General features: G+C 43.3%; 16 protein-coding genes and 1 riboswitch. All 16 genes read left to right on the forward strand.

What is annotated here, in order from left to right; all coding sequences use genetic code 11:
- The first annotated feature begins 1 nt into the window (after position 1).
- Complete coding sequence (uvrA, locus tag ATE34_RS04715; protein WP_084911204.1) at positions 2-2,833, forward strand: excinuclease ABC subunit UvrA; 2,832 nt, start codon at positions 2-4, stop codon at positions 2,831-2,833.
- The gene (locus ATE34_RS04720; protein WP_084911205.1) at positions 2,826-3,887 is read left to right on the forward strand and encodes a M24 family metallopeptidase; all 1,062 of its coding nucleotides are present in this window, start codon (positions 2,826-2,828) and stop codon (positions 3,885-3,887) included. The genes uvrA and ATE34_RS04720 overlap by 8 nt, the downstream gene beginning before the upstream one ends.
- A 53-nt stretch (positions 3,888-3,940) precedes the next feature.
- A riboswitch (M-box (ykoK) riboswitch) is annotated at positions 3,941-4,091 on the forward strand.
- 195 nt (positions 4,092-4,286) lie between these two features.
- Positions 4,287-6,947: a magnesium-translocating P-type ATPase gene (mgtA, locus tag ATE34_RS04725; protein ID WP_084911206.1), complete on the forward strand. Its 2,661-nt coding sequence runs from the start codon at positions 4,287-4,289 to the stop codon at positions 6,945-6,947.
- 134 nt (positions 6,948-7,081) lie between these two features.
- Positions 7,082-7,480 carry a transcriptional regulator Spx gene (gene spx, locus ATE34_RS04730; RefSeq protein WP_000591165.1) on the forward strand — a complete coding sequence of 133 codons (399 nt, stop codon included), beginning with the start codon at positions 7,082-7,084 and terminating at the stop codon, positions 7,478-7,480.
- A 66-nt stretch (positions 7,481-7,546) separates the two neighbouring features.
- Positions 7,547-8,116 carry an SP0191 family lipoprotein gene (locus ATE34_RS04735; RefSeq protein ID WP_084911207.1) on the forward strand — a complete coding sequence of 190 codons (570 nt, stop codon included), beginning with the start codon at positions 7,547-7,549 and terminating at the stop codon, positions 8,114-8,116.
- An 86-nt stretch (positions 8,117-8,202) separates the two neighbouring features.
- A complete protein-coding gene (locus ATE34_RS04740) occupies positions 8,203-8,469 on the forward strand; it encodes an IreB family regulatory phosphoprotein (protein ID WP_000507060.1) in 267 nt (88 codons plus the stop codon).
- 3 nt (positions 8,470-8,472) lie between these two features.
- A complete protein-coding gene (ruvX, locus tag ATE34_RS04745; RefSeq protein WP_002876031.1) occupies positions 8,473-8,892 on the forward strand; it encodes a Holliday junction resolvase RuvX in 420 nt (139 codons plus the stop codon).
- Positions 8,893-8,907: 15 nt separating this feature from the next.
- Positions 8,908-9,213 carry a DUF1292 domain-containing protein gene (locus ATE34_RS04750; protein ID WP_000017624.1) on the forward strand — a complete coding sequence of 102 codons (306 nt, stop codon included), beginning with the start codon at positions 8,908-8,910 and terminating at the stop codon, positions 9,211-9,213.
- A 257-nt stretch (positions 9,214-9,470) separates the two neighbouring features.
- A complete protein-coding gene (locus ATE34_RS04755; protein WP_061598897.1) occupies positions 9,471-10,721 on the forward strand; it encodes a bifunctional folylpolyglutamate synthase/dihydrofolate synthase in 1,251 nt (416 codons plus the stop codon).
- 87 nt (positions 10,722-10,808) lie between these two features.
- Entirely contained in the window at positions 10,809-11,264 is a 456-nt protein-coding gene (locus ATE34_RS04760) for an SP_0198 family lipoprotein (RefSeq protein ID WP_061598895.1), read from the forward strand.
- Positions 11,265-11,450: 186 nt separating this feature from the next.
- The gene (locus tag ATE34_RS04765; RefSeq protein ID WP_061598893.1) at positions 11,451-12,590 is read left to right on the forward strand and encodes an iron-containing alcohol dehydrogenase; all 1,140 of its coding nucleotides are present in this window, start codon (positions 11,451-11,453) and stop codon (positions 12,588-12,590) included.
- A gap of 87 nt (positions 12,591-12,677) precedes the next feature.
- Entirely contained in the window at positions 12,678-13,946 is a 1,269-nt protein-coding gene (locus tag ATE34_RS04770) for a glycosyltransferase (RefSeq protein WP_084911272.1), read from the forward strand.
- 3 nt (positions 13,947-13,949) lie between these two features.
- Positions 13,950-14,930 carry an NAD-dependent epimerase/dehydratase family protein gene (locus tag ATE34_RS04775; RefSeq protein WP_084911208.1) on the forward strand — a complete coding sequence of 327 codons (981 nt, stop codon included), beginning with the start codon at positions 13,950-13,952 and terminating at the stop codon, positions 14,928-14,930.
- Entirely contained in the window at positions 14,905-15,720 is an 816-nt protein-coding gene (locus ATE34_RS04780; protein WP_084911209.1) for an MBL fold metallo-hydrolase, read from the forward strand. Before ATE34_RS04775 ends, ATE34_RS04780 begins: the two co-directional genes overlap by 26 nt.
- Positions 15,698-16,960, forward strand: coding sequence for a F390 synthetase-related protein (locus ATE34_RS04785; protein ID WP_084911210.1), 1,263 nt, complete (start codon positions 15,698-15,700; stop codon positions 16,958-16,960). Before ATE34_RS04780 ends, ATE34_RS04785 begins: the two co-directional genes overlap by 23 nt.
- Before the next feature lie 14 nt (positions 16,961-16,974).
- Entirely contained in the window at positions 16,975-17,919 is a 945-nt protein-coding gene (locus ATE34_RS04790; protein ID WP_084911211.1) for a 3-oxoacyl-[acyl-carrier-protein] synthase III C-terminal domain-containing protein, read from the forward strand.
- Positions 17,920-17,945: the final 26 nt, after the last annotated feature.

Raw genomic sequence — 17,945 nt, forward strand, 5'->3', positions numbered from 1 at the left:
GATGCAAGATAAAATTGTGATTCATGGGGCACGTGCCCATAACTTAAAAAATATTGATGTGGAGATTCCGCGAGATAAGTTGGTTGTCGTGACCGGTTTGTCGGGTTCGGGGAAATCCAGTCTGGCCTTTGATACCCTCTATGCGGAGGGACAACGTCGCTATGTGGAGAGTTTGTCAGCCTATGCTCGTCAATTCTTGGGGAATATGGAGAAGCCTGATGTGGATGCCATTGATGGTCTCAGCCCAGCTATTTCTATCGACCAGAAAACGACTAGTAAAAATCCTCGCTCGACGGTGGGAACTACGACTGAAATCAATGACTATCTGCGTCTCCTCTATGCGCGTGTGGGGACGCCTTACTGTATAAACGGGCATGGGGCTATCAAGGCTTCTTCTGTGGAGCAAATCGTGGATAAGGTTTTGGAGTTACCTGAACGCCAGCGCCTGCAAATCTTAGCCCCAGTTATCCGTAAGAAAAAAGGACAGCACAAGAGCGTTATTGAAAAGATTCAGAAAGATGGGTATGTTCGTGTCCGTGTGGATGGGGAAGTCTATGATATGACCGAAGTGCCAGAGTTGTCCAAGAGCAGACAACACAATATTGATGTCGTGGTTGACCGTATTGTTATCAAGGAGGGTATCCGTAGTCGTCTCTTTGATTCCATTGAGGCTGCCCTTCGTATTGCAGAAGGTTATGTTATTATCGATACTATGAACAACTCTGAGTTGCTCTTCTCTGAGCATTATGCCTGTCCAGTTTGTGGCTTTACTGTTCCAGAGTTAGAGCCACGTCTCTTCTCCTTCAATGCTCCTTTTGGCTCTTGTAGTGAGTGTGACGGCTTGGGCATCAAGCTGGAGGTGGATACTGATTTGGTAGTGCCAGATGCCAGCAAAACCTTACGTGAGGGAGCGCTGGCATCTTGGAATCCTATCTCATCCAACTACTATCCAAACATGTTAGAGCAGGCCATGACAGCCTTTGGAGTGGATATGGATAAGCCCTTTGAGGACTTGTCAGAAGAAGATAAGAACTTGATTCTCTACGGCTCGGATGGCAAGGAATTTCATTTCCACTATGAAAATGAATTTGGTGGTGTGCGCGATATCGACATTCCTTTTGAGGGAGTTGTCAATAATATCAAACGTCGTTACCATGAGACTAACAGTGATTACACGCGCACCCAGATGCGTCTCTACATGAATGAGCTGACCTGCGGGACTTGTCACGGCTACCGTCTCAATGACCAGGCCTTGTCTGTCCGTGTGGGTGGTGAGCAAGGGCCACATATCGGTGAAATCTCAGACCTGTCTATCGCAGACCACTTGGCTTTGGTGAGCCAGTTGACTCTGTCTGAAAATGAAGCCATTATCGCCCGTCCCATTCTCAAAGAAATCAAGGATCGCTTGACCTTCCTCAATAACGTAGGGCTCAACTATCTGACCCTATCTCGTTCGGCAGGAACCCTTTCAGGCGGGGAGAGCCAGCGTATTCGCTTGGCAACCCAGATTGGATCCAATTTATCAGGTGTCCTTTATATCCTGGATGAGCCGTCCATCGGTCTTCACCAGAGGGATAATGACCGTCTGATTGCCAGTCTGAAAAAGATGCGTGACTTGGGCAATACTCTCATCGTGGTAGAACATGACGAAGATACCATGCGTGAGGCGGATTATCTGATTGACGTTGGTCCGGGTGCCGGTGTTTTTGGTGGGGAGATTGTTGCTGCAGGAACACCCAAGCAAGTGGCTCGCAACAGCAAGTCTATCACAGGCCAGTATTTGTCAGGGAAACGTGCCATTCCAGTGCCAGCAGAGCGCCGTTCCGGAAATGGTCGCTTTATCGAGGTGACGGGTGCGCGTGAGAACAACTTGCAAAATATCACCGCCCGCTTCCCATTAGGAAAATTCATCGCGGTGACAGGTGTATCAGGTTCAGGGAAATCGACCTTAATCAACAGTATTCTCAAAAAAGCCATTGCGCAGAAGCTCAACCGCAATTCAGACAAGCCTGGTAAATTCAAGACCATCACAGGGATTGAGCATGTCGATCGTCTGATTGATATTGACCAGAGTCCAATCGGACGGACGCCGAGGTCTAACCCTGCTACCTATACGGGAGTTTTTGACGACATCCGTGACCTCTTTGCTCAGACAAATGAGGCCAAGATTCGAGGCTACAAGAAGGGCCGTTTCAGTTTCAACGTTAAGGGTGGTCGTTGCGAAGCCTGCTCAGGTGACGGGATTATCAAGATCGAGATGCACTTCTTGCCAGATGTTTACGTGGCTTGTGAAGTTTGCCATGGAACTCGTTACAACAGTGAAACCCTAGAAGTTCACTACAAGGAAAAAAATATCTCGCAGGTTTTGGACATGACCGTCAACGATGCGCTGGAATTCTTCCAACATATTCCAAAAATTCAACGCAAACTTCAGACTATCAAGGATGTGGGGTTGGGCTATGTAACGCTAGGGCAACCGGCTACTACCCTTTCTGGAGGAGAAGCTCAGCGTATGAAGTTGGCTAGCGAACTCCATAAACGCTCGACAGGAAAATCTTTCTACATTCTGGATGAGCCGACGACAGGGCTTCATACTGAGGATATCGCTCGCTTGCTTAAAGTCTTGGCTCGCTTTGTTGACGATGGCAATACCGTCCTCGTTATCGAGCACAATCTGGATGTCATCAAGACGGCAGACCATATTATTGATTTGGGACCTGAGGGCGGTGTCGGTGGTGGAACCATCATCGCAACAGGAACACCAGAGGAAGTAGCGGCCAATGAAGCCAGCTACACAGGACACTATTTGAAAGGAAAGTTACATCATGAATAAACGTGTACAAGCATTTCTAGCTAAAATGGAAGAAAAAGAATTAGATGGCATCATCATCAATAACCTTAAAAACGTCTATTACCTGACTGGTTTTTGGGGCTCAAATGGAACAGTCTTCATCAGCCGTGACCGTCAGGTCTTGGTGACAGACTCTCGCTATATCATTGCAGCTAAGCAAGAAGTAACAGATTTTGAGATTGTGGCTGACCGCGATGAGTTGGCTGTTATTGCAGGCATTGTTAAGGATATGGGCTTGTCTCGTATCGGTTTTGAGGACGAGATTTCGGTCTCTTATTACCACCGTATGCAGGCTGCTTTTGCAGGAATTGATTTGCTTCCACAGACTCAGTTTGTAGAAGCGCTCCGTATGATTAAGGATGAGAAAGAGATTGCGACTGTTCGTAAGGCATGTTCTATCTCAGACCAAGCTTTCCGCGATGCACTTGACTTTATCAAACCAGGAAAGACTGAAATCGAGATTGCCAACTTCCTTGATTTCCGCATGCGTGAGCTAGGAGCGGCCGGCTTGTCTTTTGATACCATCCTAGCAAGTGGCATCAACTCTTCCAAACCCCATGCTCATCCTATGCACAAACCAGTAGAGCTGGGTGAAGCCATTACCATGGACTTCGGATGTCTCTACGATCACTATGTCAGCGATATGACACGTACCATCTATCTAGGCCATGTCAGTGACGAGCAAGCAGAGATTTACAATACGGTTCTGAAAGCCAACCAAGCTCTGATTGACCAGGCTAAGGCAGGTCTAGGTTTCCGTGACTTTGACAAAATTCCTCGTGATATCATTGTGGAAGCAGGCTATGGAGACTACTTTACTCATGGTATCGGACACGGTATCGGACTGGACATCCACGAAGAACCCTACTTTAGCCAAACTTCCAAAGAAGTCATTAAATCTGGTATGGTCTTGACTGATGAACCGGGCATTTATATTGAAGGTAAATACGGGGTTCGTATCGAGGATGATATCCTGATTACAGATAACGGTTGTGAGTTATTGACACTTGCTCCAAAAGAATTGATTGTTATCTAAAAAATGAGATAAATCATTGACTTTTATATTTTAAAGGTTTATACTGATAGACGAAAACGGTAGGTGAGGCTACCATAGGGATACGGATGACTACCGCAAAGCAGTGGAGACACTACTCGTTGGTCAACAGTCCTGGTCGCGAAGGCCAAAACTAAGCTCATTTCATTGCCCTATGGAGTTAAAGCTTGAACGAAAAACAGATAATTAGTTTTTTAATCCTGCCATTTTATGGCAGGATTTTCTACTGTTTTAGAACAGGGAAAGGAGACAGACGATGCAAATTGACGACCACCCAGAACCGCACATACACAGCCAATCGCTGATTTGTGTCGTTCTGCCCTTATAAAGTGATTGGTCTCTGTGTATGAAACACATCATTCATACAGATAGGAGAAACCAATGAAAACTACAAAAGAAAGATTAGCAGCAGCTATTAATACACCTTTAAACGAAACTCTATCTTTTTACAAGACAAGTCTAACAGGCTTAACTGAGGAACAGATAGAAAAGAATCGTGATTTATATGGTGAAAACACCATCACCAAGGGTCAGGAAGACAGTATCCTCAAAAAAATTTACGAATCTATTATCAATCCATTTACAATCATCCTCCTGGTCATCGCTATGATCTCCATGGTGACCAACGTCTGGTTGGCGAAGCCTGGGCAAGAAGATCCGACGACCTCTATCATCATCGTTGTCCTAGTCCTCATTTCTGGTGGCATTCGATTTGTCCAAGAACTGCGAAGTGACAAAGCTGCGACCAATCTTTCAAAAATGATTGTGAATACAGCCACGGTTATTCGCGAAGGCCAGAGTTTAGAGGTCGCGATTGAGGATTTAGTCGTTGGAGATATGGTCAAGTTGAGTGCTGGGGATATGATTCCAGCAGACCTCCTTTTAATTGAATCACGTGATTTCTTTGTTCAACAGTCTGGTTTGACGGGCGAAAGTGATTCGGTTGAAAAATTGGCTTTGTCAAAAATGAGTCAGTCAAATTTTGATAGTCTGCTAGAAGCAGAAGCGCTCGCCTTCATGGGAACCAACGTGATATCAGGAAGCGCCAAGGCTTTGATTCTAGCGGTCGGTGATGACACCATGATGGGGGAAATAGAGCAGACTCTCAATACTTATGACGAGCCCACCTCTTTCGAACGGGATATGAACAGTATCTCTTGGCTCTTAATCCGTTTGATGTTGGTCATGGTTCCCATCGTATTTCTTTCCAATGGCTTGACGGATGGAGATTGGTTAGAGGCTGGCGTATTTGCTTTGAGCGTAGGAGTCGGGCTTACACCTGAGATGCTTCCCATGATCATCACGGCCAGTCTAGCAAAAGGCTCCATTATCATGGCCAAGGAAAAAGTTGTCATCAAAAAACTCAATGCCATACAAGATCTAGGTGCTATTGATATCCTGTGTACGGATAAAACTGGAACCCTTACCCAAGACGAAATTGTCCTTGAATATCCTTTGGATATACATGGAGATTTGGATTTATCTGTGTTGAGACGTGCCTATCTCAATTCCTATTTTCAAACTGGTTTGAAAAATTTAATGGACAGAGCGATCATTAAACGTACGGAAAAAGAAGCTAAAGAACACGCACTCTTGCAAAATCTAGATCAAACCTTTCAAAAAATAGATGAATTGCCCTTTGATTTTGAACGCAGACGGATGAGTGTCATCGTCAAGGATGAGAACGAAGTTGTTAGTTTGGTAACCAAGGGTGCCCTAGAGGAAATGCTTGCGATTTCAACCCATGTGGAATATCAAGATCAGATTAGCCCTCTGACGGATGATATCCGAGTGGAAATCTTAAAAGAAGTGGACCAACTCAATCAACAGGGCTTACGAGTCTTGGGAGTCGCCTATAAAACAGGCTTAAAGGAAGGTTTTGCTTACTCTGTTGAAGATGAAAAGGAGATGATTCTAACAGGATATCTTGCCTTCCTAGATCCACCAAAACCATCTGCAGCCCCTGCTATCCAAGCTTTATTAGAGTATGGTGTTCAAACCAAGATCTTGACTGGGGATAATGAGAAGGTAACCCAAGCAGTATGCGAAAAAGTTGGTTTAGACGTTGATCAAATCTTGTTGGGTTCTGATATTGATGCCATGACGGACGAAGAGTTGTCCCAAGCAGTTGAGAAGGTGACGGTCTTTGCCAAACTCTCTCCGGATCAAAAAGCACGAATCATTTTACAAATCAAATCGAATGGACATTGTGTCGGCTATATGGGAGATGGGATCAATGATGCCCCTTCTATGAAAGTAGCAGATGTGGGGATTTCTGTTGATACAGCAGTAGATATTGCCAAAGAGACAGCTGATGTCATTTTGCTGGATAAGGATTTGATGGTGCTTGAAAAAGGCCTGGTTGAAGGACGCAAAGTCTATGCCAATATGACCAAATATATCAAGATGACGGTCAGCTCTAATTTCGGGAATATTCTTTCACTCTTAGTGTCTGGTATCTTTTTACCTTTCCTCCCTATGGCTCCGATTCACTTGATTGTGTTAAACCTAGTCTATGACCTTTCTTGCATCGCCTTGCCATTTGATAATGTGGATGAAGACTTTTTGAAGCATCCTCATAAGTGGGAAGCCAAGTCCATTACTCGCTTTATGATTTGGATGGGTCCGATTTCTTCTGCCTTTGATATTTTGACCTTTATCTTGCTCTATTTTGTCATTGTCCCAATGACGACAGGTCATGCTTATGTTCACGGAGCAGAGTCTGCAACGGGCTTTATCATCCTGTTCCAGACAGGTTGGTTCATTGAATCCATGTGGTCCCAAGCCATGGTCATCCATATGCTTCGTTCAGCAAGACTCCCTTTCTTACAAAGCCGTCCGTCATGGTTGGTTCTTGGGACAACCTTGCTAGCAGCTAGTTTTGTGACCTTCCTTCCCTATTCTGCAATTGCTAACCTCCTTCGTTTAACCCCTTTGAAACCAATTTATTTCCTCTTTTTGCTTTTGATAATTATTCTTTATATGATAAGTGTTACAATTGTGAAACGAATCTATATCAAAAAATTTAGAAGTTGGTTATAAATTGAATTTGTCAAGAAAAAAGTACGAAAATCGCGAAAAAAGTTAAATTTTTTTAAAAATAGGTCGCAAGTCGGATGCTTTTTATGGTATAATAGACTAAACTGATAGTAACATGTAGCGAAAGGGGTAGGTACATGATCAAAATTTATACAGTCTCAAGTTGTACTAGCTGTAAAAAAGCGAAAACCTGGCTCAATGCCCACCAGTTAAGTTATAAAGAACAAAATCTCGGTAAAGAAGGAATTACAAGAGAAGAGTTATTAGATATTCTCACGAAAACAGATAATGGAATTGCCAGTATCGTTTCGTCAAAAAACCGCTACGCTAAGGCACTTGGAGTTGACATCGAGGATTTGAGTGTCAATGAAGTGCTCAACTTAATCATGGAAACACCACGGATCTTAAAGAGTCCGATTCTCGTTGACGAGAAGCGCCTGCAAGTCGGCTATAAAGAAGATGATATCCGTGCCTTCTTGCCACGCTCTGTCCGTAATGTAGAAAATGCAGAAGCACGTCTACGTGCAGCTCTATAAAACATCAAGGCTGGGAGTGACTCCTGGCCTTGTTTGCTCTTTTGTTTTGAAATCATGTGAGGAATTATGAAAAAGTTACTAATTGCTAGTTTTGCTATTCTCTTTTTGCTTGCGGGATGTGGGCAAAAAAAGGAAACCCCTGCTGCTTCCACAACAGCATCTGACCCCATCCAATCAAACCTTCCCGTTTTGGACAATGCCGAAAAGAATACGGTTGTCACCAAGACCTTGTTGATGCCGAAGTCAGAAAATGGAACGCAGCAGATTCAGACCATTACCTATAAAGGCAATCAATTTTTGACCTTGACCATTCAGCAAAAACGACCTGTCGGGGATGAACTCAAGAACTTTATCTCTGAAAATGGGCTAGAGGAGACGAAAAAAGCGCTTCAAGAAGCTGAAGAGAAGGATGAGACCATCCAAGAGGTACGCAAACTAGCAGGATTTACACTGGAAACCAAGCTACTCAGCGAGACAGAAATCCAGACTACAACGACTTATGATTTTCAAGTATTGGATGTCAAAAAGGCGTCTCAGCTAGAATATTTAAAAAATATTGGTCTTGAAAATCTCTTAAAAAACGAACCTAGCCAATATATTGCAGATAGAGTGGCAAATGGGGCGACAGAACAATAGAAAATCCAAATTAATAGACTGACTTATTTGTAGAACGTCAGGGAATGTGCTATAATAGTACTATTCTAAGGAAAGAGGGTGTTAGAATGGGATTTACTGAAGAAACTGTACGGTTTAAATTGGATGATTCCAATAAGAAAGAGATTAGCGAGACGTTGACAGATGTCTATGCTTCTTTGAATGAAAAGGGTTATAATCCGATAAATCAAATCGTCGGTTATGTATTGAGTGGAGACCCTGCCTATGTTCCTCGTTACAACAATGCACGAAATCAAATCCGTAAGTATGAGCGCGATGAAATTGTTGAAGAATTGGTACGCTACTACCTTAAAGGACAAGGAGTCGATCTATAATCTATGAGAATTATGGGATTGGACGTCGGTTCAAAAACAGTGGGTGTTGCCATTAGCGATCCCCTAGGCTTCACTGCTCAAGGCCTTGAAATCATCCAGATTAATGAGGATCAGGGCCAGTTTGGTTTTGACCGTATCAAGGAATTGGTTGACAGCTATAAGGTGGAACGCTTTGTAGTAGGTCTGCCTAAAAACATGAACAATACCAGCGGTCCGCGAGTAGAAGCCAGTCAAGCCTATGGTGCCAAGCTAGAAGAACTCTTTGGTTTGCCAGTAGACTATCAGGATGAGCGTTTGACAACGGTCGCTGCGGAGCGTATGTTGATTGAACAAGCAGATATCAGTCGTAACAAACGCAAGAAAGTTATTGATAAGTTGGCTGCTCAGCTAATTTTGCAAAATTATTTAGATAGAAAATTTTAAGACAGAGGAGAAACTATGTCACACGATCACAACCATGATCACGAAGAACGTGAATTGATTACACTAGTAGATGAGCAAGGAAATGAAACCTTGTTTGAAATTCTTTTGACCATCGATGGGAAAGAAGAATTTGGTAAAAACTATGTTCTGCTAGTGCCAGTTAACGCAGAAGAAGATGAAAATGGTGAAGTTGAAATCCAAGCTTACTCATTCATCGAAAATGAAGATGGAACAGAAGGCGAATTACAACCAATTCCAGAAGACTCAGAAGACGAATGGAACATGATTGAAGAAGTCTTCAACAGCTTTATGGAGGAGTAAAAATGTTCAGTGAACATTTTTACCCTTACGCTAAAAATAAAGACCGTAAGTAAGTCCAGTGGACGTTTTTAGCCCAACTCCCAGAAATTGGAGAGAGTTGGAACATCCAGTGGACGTTTTTACCCCACGTTGAAATTCATAGTAGCTAGTGATTAGCTAACCAGGTAAGAGGTTGGGATTTTAGTCCCGACCTCGCTTTTTATTTGTAATCATACTTTGATACGGTAGTTGATTGGACTTTTGTTAAGGAGACATGTATGTTTGAAGTAGAAGAATGGCTTCATAGTCGGATTGGTTTAAACTTTAGATCTGGTCTTGGACGAATGCAGCGAGCTGTGGATTTGTTGGGGAATCCTGAGAAGACTTATCCCATTATCCACGTAACAGGGACTAACGGTAAAGGGTCAACTATTGCCTTTATGAGGGAGTTGTTTGTCGTCCATGGTAAAAAAGTTGGTACTTTTACCTCTCCTCATATCATTAGTATCCATGATCGAATCTGTATCAATGGACAACCGATCGCAGATGAAGACTTTATCCGTATAGCTAACCAAGTCAAGGAGATGGAGAAAACTCTCTTAGAAACACATGACCACTTGTCTTTCTTTGAGTTGTTGACCCTGATTGCCTTGCTTTACTTTAAAGAGCAGGAAGTGGATCTGGTTCTTCTAGAAGTGGGGATTGGTGGTTTGCTTGACACGACTAATGTCGTAACAGGCGAGATTGCAGTTATTACTTCGATTGGTCTAGATCATCAGGAGACCTTGGGCGATAGTCTGGAGGAAATAGCAGATCAGAAAGCTGGTATTTTCAAGTCTGGCAAGAAGGCGGTCATTGCTAAGCTTTCTCCAGAAGCAGAGCTTGTCTGCCAAAGTAAAGCGAGAGAGTTAGATGTAGACCTTTATCAAACCGGGCAAGACTTCACCTTAAATGCGGGAGATTTTTCAAGTAAGCTAGCAAGTTTTTCACGGCTTGAAATCAGTTTGGAAGGTGCTTATCAGCAAGAAAATGCCGCCTTGGCTTTACAAACTTTTCTTCTGTTTATGGCATCAGGAGGTGAAAGGGTCGAAGAAGAGCTTGTCAGACAGGCCTTGAAAGAGACCCACTGGGCCGGTCGATTGGAACGGATTCGTCCGCATATCTACCTAGATGGGGCTCACAATCTTCCAGCCTTGACTCGTCTGGTCGAGTTTATCCAAGGGAAAATTCAGCAAGGATACCAGGTTCATGTCCTTTTTGGTGCTCTTAAACGCAAGGATTATCAGGGGATGCTAGGCTATCTAACGGAGCAGTTGCCTCAGGTGGAACTGAAGGTAACAGGCTTTGACTACCAAGGTTCCTTGGATGAGAAGGATGTGGCGTGTTATGATTTGATTCCTTCCTATGGCGATTTTATCAGAGAATTTGAAGAAAAGGCCAATGACCATGACTTGCTTTTCGTGACGGGCTCCCTCTACTTTATCTCGGAAGTGCGAGCGGGTTTGGTGGGAGAGCATGAGATTAGTTGACCTTCTAGACTTAAGTTGCTATACTGGGGATAGGAAAACTCGAAAACGATTTCAGAAATACATTAGCACAAAAGAAAGGAAGTTGCTATGAAAACGAAAACATTCACACTTTCTATTGCTTCTTTAGCAATTCTTAGTCTTTTGGTAGCTTGTGGACCTAAGGCACAAGCCCCTACCCAGCAATCTGCTCAGCAATCATCTACTCAACAAGAATCATCTTCTAGCACTGCTACAAGTGCTAGTCAACCACAGGCATCCTCAAGTCAGGACACTACTGTAGCTCAACCGACTAATATTGATGGTACCTACACTGGAAAAGATGAGAATGACCAGATTACTCTTGTTGTAACAGGTAAAACTGGTACATGGACTGAGGTCGAACCAGATGGAGATAAGGAAATTAAGCAAGTCACCTTTGAGCCAGAAAATCAACGTGTCATTATGGGAGATGATGTTAAAATTTACGCGGTTAATGGTAATCAAATGATTATTGATGACATGGACCGAGAGGCATCTGATCGAGTGGTATTAACTAAGCAATAATGATTAAGTAGAAGTTCCAATGAGATGAAAGCTATCTTTTTGGAGCTTTTTTGTTTTTAAAATGTGACCAGTGGTTCTTTACTGATTTTTCACTTAAAACGCTTACAAAAATTTGTAATGCTTGTACTAAGGTCGTATACTTATAGTAAATAATCAAATAGCGCAGAGGCGCAGTAGGAAAAACATATGGCTACATTTTACGTTCCATCAGTTAACCTTATTGGTAAAGGTGTTGTAAATGAAGTAGGTCCGTATATCAAGGAACTTGGGTGTAAGAAGGCCCTTTTGGTGACAGATAAGTTCATCGAAGGTAGTGATATTTTACCCAAGGTCCTAAAACCATTAGATGCTGAAGGGATCGAATATGTGATCTTTAGCGATGTGGAGCCAAATCCGACTTGCAAGAACGTCACAGACGGAGTGACTGCTTTGAAAGAGCATGGTTGTGACTTCATTATCAGTCTTGGGGGAGGTTCTCCTCAGGATGTAGCTAGTTGTATCTCTATCATTGCTACAAATGGTGGCAAACCACAGGACTACGAAGGCCTCCACAAGTCTGCTAAAAAAGGATTGCCAGTGGTTGCTATCAATACAACAGCTGGAACTTCAGCAGAAATCACCATCAACTATGTCATTACTGACGAAGAACGCAAGGTCAAGATGGTAATGGTTGATAAGAACAGCTTAGCCCTCATCTCTGTCAATGATCCAGAACTCATGCTTTCAAAACCTCAAGCGCTTACAGCAGCGACAGGTATGGATGCTCTTACCCACGCTGTCGAAGCCTTGGTAACACCGGGTGCTTATGATGTGACCAAGAAACTCTCTATCGGAGCTATTGAACTCATCAAGGAGTATCTTCCTCGTGCTGTGGCAAATGGCCATGATATTGAAGCGCGTGAGGGTATGGTCAATGCTATCTTCCTCGGTGGTATGAGCTTTAACAATGCTGGTTTGGGCTACGTTCACTCTATGGCTCACCAACTCGGTGCAGTATATAACTTGCCACATGGTGTCTGCTGTGCCATGCTTCTCCCAGTTGTAGAACGTGAAAATGCCAAGCGTGTACCAGAAGCGTTCCGCAATGTGGGTCTCCATGTTAAAGGGAAAACAGACCAAGAATGTGCTGCCTACGCTATCGCTGAAATTGAGAAACTTTCTGAAACCGTTGGTATTCCTAAGAAACTCATTGAACTAGGTATCGACGAAAAAGACTTCGATTTTGACTACCTTTCTAAGAATGCCTTGATTGATGACTGTGCGCCAGGCAATCCATTTATGCCAACTTTAGAAGAAACCATTGCCTTCTATAAAGAATTGTTCTAATTCTTAAAGTGAAAAAGAAGCTAAATAATGCTGGGAAGAACTATCATTTTGGTAGTTCTTTTTTTAAAAATTTGCTATCCTAGACATATGAGAAAAATCAAAATTGATGTGGTTGTAGTGCCCTTAAGTGGGCATCTCTTCCCAACCTTGAATCTACTCGCACCCTTGTTGAAGGATCCCTTGTATGAGATTCGATTATTTACAGGACCGCAACGAAAAGCTGTCGCAGAGGAGATGGGATTCCAGGTGATTCCCATTTTAGAAAATTCTGTAGATGAATTTGAGCGCGTAGCCAACAATGAAGGGCAATTAAACCTTATTTCTGCTTATCGACAGTTGTCAGCTAGTCTTGATTTGATCGATGTGGTGTCTGACCAACTAGTGCAAGAGTGGCAGGAAAATCGACCTGATATTGTTATTGCGGACTTTATAACCCTCTCTGGAGGACTTGTAGCGGAAGAGTTGGGGATTCCTTGGATTACCACTATGGCGACACAGTTTGCCATTGAAACGACAGATGGACCGCCTTGTTTTTTTGGAGGAATGGGCAGTCCAAAGACACCGTTCCAATCTGTCCAGCAATGGCTGGGGAGAAAAGTGACTCGTTTAGGGAAACGAATCGTAACCTTTTTATTGAGAGAACGCTTAAAACGTTACGATTTTAAGCTCTACAATCAGAAAGGTCAAGAAACTATCTATTCCCCCTATTCTATCTTAGGGATTGGGATGAAAGAGTTGGAGCTGAAAAGTGGTTTTCCAGAGCACTACCTTTGGGTGGGACCTTTTGGGTCTTCGATTGAGAGGGCAGAGAATTATCCCCTAGATTTGGCTCCTTATGTAAATCATAAGAAAGTCCTCGTATCTTGTGGGACTCAGCTAGCATGGGCTAAAGACAACCTCCTCTACCAGACCCAACAATTGGCTAAAGCCCATCCAGATTGTCACTTCTTTGTGACTCTAGGTGTAGGAGAGCAAGACTTCCAATGTGAGGAACTCATGGACAATGTTTCTGTGGTATCCTATCTTCCCTATAAGGAATACATTCCTCAGATGGACTATGTGATTCATCATGGCGGTGCGGGTATTTTTTACCAATGTATCATCTATGGCAAGCCTGCCTTGATTCTCCCCCATGACTATGATCAGTATGACTATGCGGTTCGTGGCTTAGAGGCAGGGATTGCCCTGACTGCTAAACGAGAGGATACAGAAGCGATTGGACGCGCTTTTGATGAGTTGTTGGATAGAGATGATTGGTCAGACTTGAACAAACTCAGTCGCGCAGCTCAAATCTATCAGCCAACAGAGATTCTGAAGAGCGAAATACATCGACTCTTAGGGGACAAGGAGAAGTAAAAAATGAAGAAAGTATTGGTAACAGGTGCTACGGGCTTTCTAGGTAAGTATGTTGTTGAAGAGCTCAGTCAGTCGGGCTATCAGGTACGAGCCTTTGGACGTAATAGCAAGGTTGGTCAGTCTTTAGAAACTTCTACTGTGGCATTTTTTCAGGGAGATTTGACCAAACAAGAGGACTTAGCTCAGGCTTGTCAAGAGATGGACATGGTTGTGCATGCAGGTTCTCTTTCTACCGTTTGGGGACCTTGGGAGGACTTCTACCAGACAAATGTCTTGGGAACCAAGTATGTTCTGGATGCTTGTCGAGAGGCGGGGATTCAGCGTTTGGTTTATGTATCGTCACCTAGCATCTATGCTGCTCCTCGAGATCAGCTAGCTATCAAAGAAAGCGATGCGCCTCAGGAAAATAATCTGAACAACTACATTCGTAGTAAGCTGGCTTCGGAGAAGCTGTTTAAGGATTATCCCGATGTTCCGAGCATTATCTTACGACCTCGTGGGCTTTTTGGGATTGGGGATACCAGTATTTTGCCTCGAGTTCTCAAACTCAGTCAAAAGATTGGCATTCCCTTGATAGGGGACGGTCGTCAGCTCATGGATATGACCTGTGTGGAAAATGTCGCTCTGGCAATTCGCTTGGCTCTAGAGGCCCCTCAAGCTAGTGGCGAAGTTTATAATATTACCAACGGGGAACCAAGAGCCTTTAAGGATTTGATAGAAGAAGCCCTGAGAGGACTGGGCCATCCAATAACGTACAGAAAAGTGCCAGCTCCTCTTCTTTCAGTTATTGCCAGTAGTTTAGAGTTTCTTTATAAGACCTTGAAACTCAAAGGGGAGCCGGCTCTGACACGCTATACCTATTATCTGCTCCGTTATAGCCAGACGCTAGACATCAGCAAGTCGGAGCGAGACTTGGGTTATCGCCCTCAAATCAGTATTTCGGAAGGGATTGAACAGTATGTCAAAGATTATCGAAAGCATTGATTATTTCCCAGCAGGCTACTGTACCAGCTATACAGGTTTGCTATTTAAAGGAGTCAAGAATAAAAAGATGACCTTCCCAGCTGGTGTCTTTCTGATTAAGCACAGAGACAAAGGCTATCTACTATATGATACGGGTTATCACTATAACATTAAGACGAAGCTACGCTATGGTTTTTACCGTCTAGGAACTCCTGTTCAGATGACGGAAAAGGATCAGATTTCATACTTATTGAAGGCAAAAGGAATTAGACCAGAAGAGATTACCTATGTCATGTTGTCTCATCTCCATCCAGACCATTTAGGAGGGGCAAGTTTTTTCCCGAACGCTCAATTTATCCTGACTCAAGAGGTTTTTGAAGTTTACCAGAAACCCAAGCTCAAGGATTTGGTCTTTAAAGAGTTTTTACCAGTTGATTTTGAGAAAAGACTGACCGTTATCAAGGCAAATCAGCGCTATTCAAACTTTCCCTATGGTCCAATTTGTGACCTCTTTGGAGATGGCAGTATCCTAGTAGCATCAGTAGATGGACATGCCAAGGGGCAAGCCTGTCTCTTTATTCCTGATCATGAGCTTCTCATTGCAGCAGACCTCTGTTGGGGAATTGACCTCTTACCTTATACCAAGCAGATGCACCTGATTCCTTCCTTGGTGCAGGACAACAAGGAAGCCTATATCAAGGGGGCAGAGTTCTTAGAAAATGTTCTAAGAGATGGTATCGAGGTACTGGTCAGCCATGACCCTGTAGAAAGGATTGAGCGAATTTTGTATGAAAAAAATAACCTTTCTTAAAACTTTTATCCAAACGCGTTGGCTTTATAATTTTAAGTCTCGAGAAGCCTTAGAAAACTATCAGAAAAAGCAATTAGCTAACTATATGGCCTTTCTAAAACGTGAGTCACCTTATTTTAAAAATGGGGTTCCTAGCGACTTTGATCATATGGACAAGGCCTTTATGATGGAACATTTCAATGAGCTCAACACTCAAGGAGTGGATCGTGATGAAGCCTTATCCTTAGCTATTGAAAGTGAGAAAACCCGTGATTTCAGTGAACTTAAAGGCGAAGTAGCAGTCGGTCTGTCTTCAGGGACATCTGGACATCGGGGTCTCTTTATCACAACAGAGAAAGAGCGAAGTATGTGGGCAGCGGCTATCTTAGCCAAGATGTTGCCAAAGGGTCAGCTTTTTGGACATCGTATCGCCTTTTTCCTAAGAGCTGATAATGAACTCTATCAGACCATCAATACGGCCCTCATTCGTTTAGAGTATTTTGATATTTTCAAACATACAGATGAGTATATCGAGCGTCTCAATAGCTACCAACCGACGATTATTGTGGCGCCAGCCTCTATGTTGATTGAATTGAGCAAGCGTCTCAAGGCTGGACAGTTAGCCATCCATCCACAAAAAATCGTTTCGGTGGCAGAAATCTTAGAAGATAGTGATAGGGAACGGATCGCTGAAGCCTTTTCTCTATCCATTATTGACCAAGTTTATCAGGCGACTGAAGGTTTCTTAGCCTGCACTTGCCCAGCTGGTAATCTACATCTCAACGAAGACATTATCTTTGTGGAAAAGCGGTATCTGGATGACCGACGTTTCTATCCAGTGATTACGGACTTTAAACGAAGTAGTCAGCCTGTTTATCGCTACCAGCTCAATGATATCTTGGTTGAAAATCCGGAGCCTTGTCCCTGTGGCTCCTGCTATACACGGATTGACAAGGTCGAAGGACGCTCTGACGACATCTTCTATTTTGAAGGACTGGATGGGGGACAGGTAACTATCTATCCAGACTTTATCAGGCGCTGCATCCTTTTTGTGGAGAATGTAGGAGATTACCAAGTCAAGCAACATTCCGAGAAGTTAGTGGAAGTTTGCCTAAGCCAACGAGATGAGGACGTAGAGACAGCGATTTTAGCACAGTTCCAACTCTTGGCCCAGCAAAAAGAGTTCATAGTTCCTCAAATCCAATTTTCAGATTATCACTGGGATACTAGCCGTAAACTCAAACGTATCCAACGTTTATGAAAGGAAAAAAGACAATGACAGAAGTAAAAAGACATGTAGAAATCGCAGGTTATGGCATTTGCCTTCCAAAGCATACAGTGCAATTTAAAGACCAGACCCGTTATCGTGTAGTGGAAAATGAAGAAACGCAACTTGACTTGGCAGAAAGAGCTATCCAGCGTGCACTTGAACATGCAAATTTGGATATTAAAGATATCGATTGCCTTGTATCAGCTAGTGCAGTTGGTGTTCAGCCTATTCCTTGTACGGCAGCCTTGATTCATGAGCGCGTGGCAAAAGGACTCTCTATTCCAGCCATGGATATCAATACGACCTGTACTAGCTTTATTTCTGCCCTATCGACCATGTCCCACTTGATCGAGGCGGGCGAATACAATCGTGTTCTGATCGTGTCTAGTGAGGTTGGTAGTTTAGGGCTCAATCCCAAGCAAAAAGAAAGTTTTGAACTCTTTAGTGACGGGGCAGCAGCCTTTATTTTCCAAAAAAGCCATCAGGAAAAAGGGGTCATTGCTAGTCTCCAACGTACTTGGTCAGAAGGAGCTCACGATACGGAAATTCGTGGAGGTCTGACTTCTTTTCAACCAAAAGAGTACTCTGAAGCGACTAAGACCAACTATATGTTTGATATGAAGGGAAAGAAAATCCTCCTCTTGTCAGCTCGTAAAATCCCAGTCATGTTTGAAGAGTTTCAAGAAAAGACCCAGCTAGCCTTGGCAGACGTGGACTATATCATTCCTCACCAAGCAAGTCGTGCTCTTCCTTTGGTTATGGAAAAGCTAGGTGTGGCTGAGAATCAATACCTCAATCTCGTCACGGACTATGGAAATATGGTGTCAGTCTCTGTGCCATTTGGCTTGGCCTATTCATTGGACCATGGATTGGTTAAAGAAGGAGATACCGTCTACCTTATGGGAACTGCAGCAGGTATGACAGTCAATATGTTGGCTCTCAAACTGTAATACGCATCTGAAAATGGAAGGGCAAG

The sequence above is a fragment of the Streptococcus oralis subsp. tigurinus genome (genome assembly GCF_002093545.1).
In the GTDB taxonomy this organism is placed as follows: Bacteria; Bacillota; Bacilli; order Lactobacillales; family Streptococcaceae; genus Streptococcus; species Streptococcus oralis_C.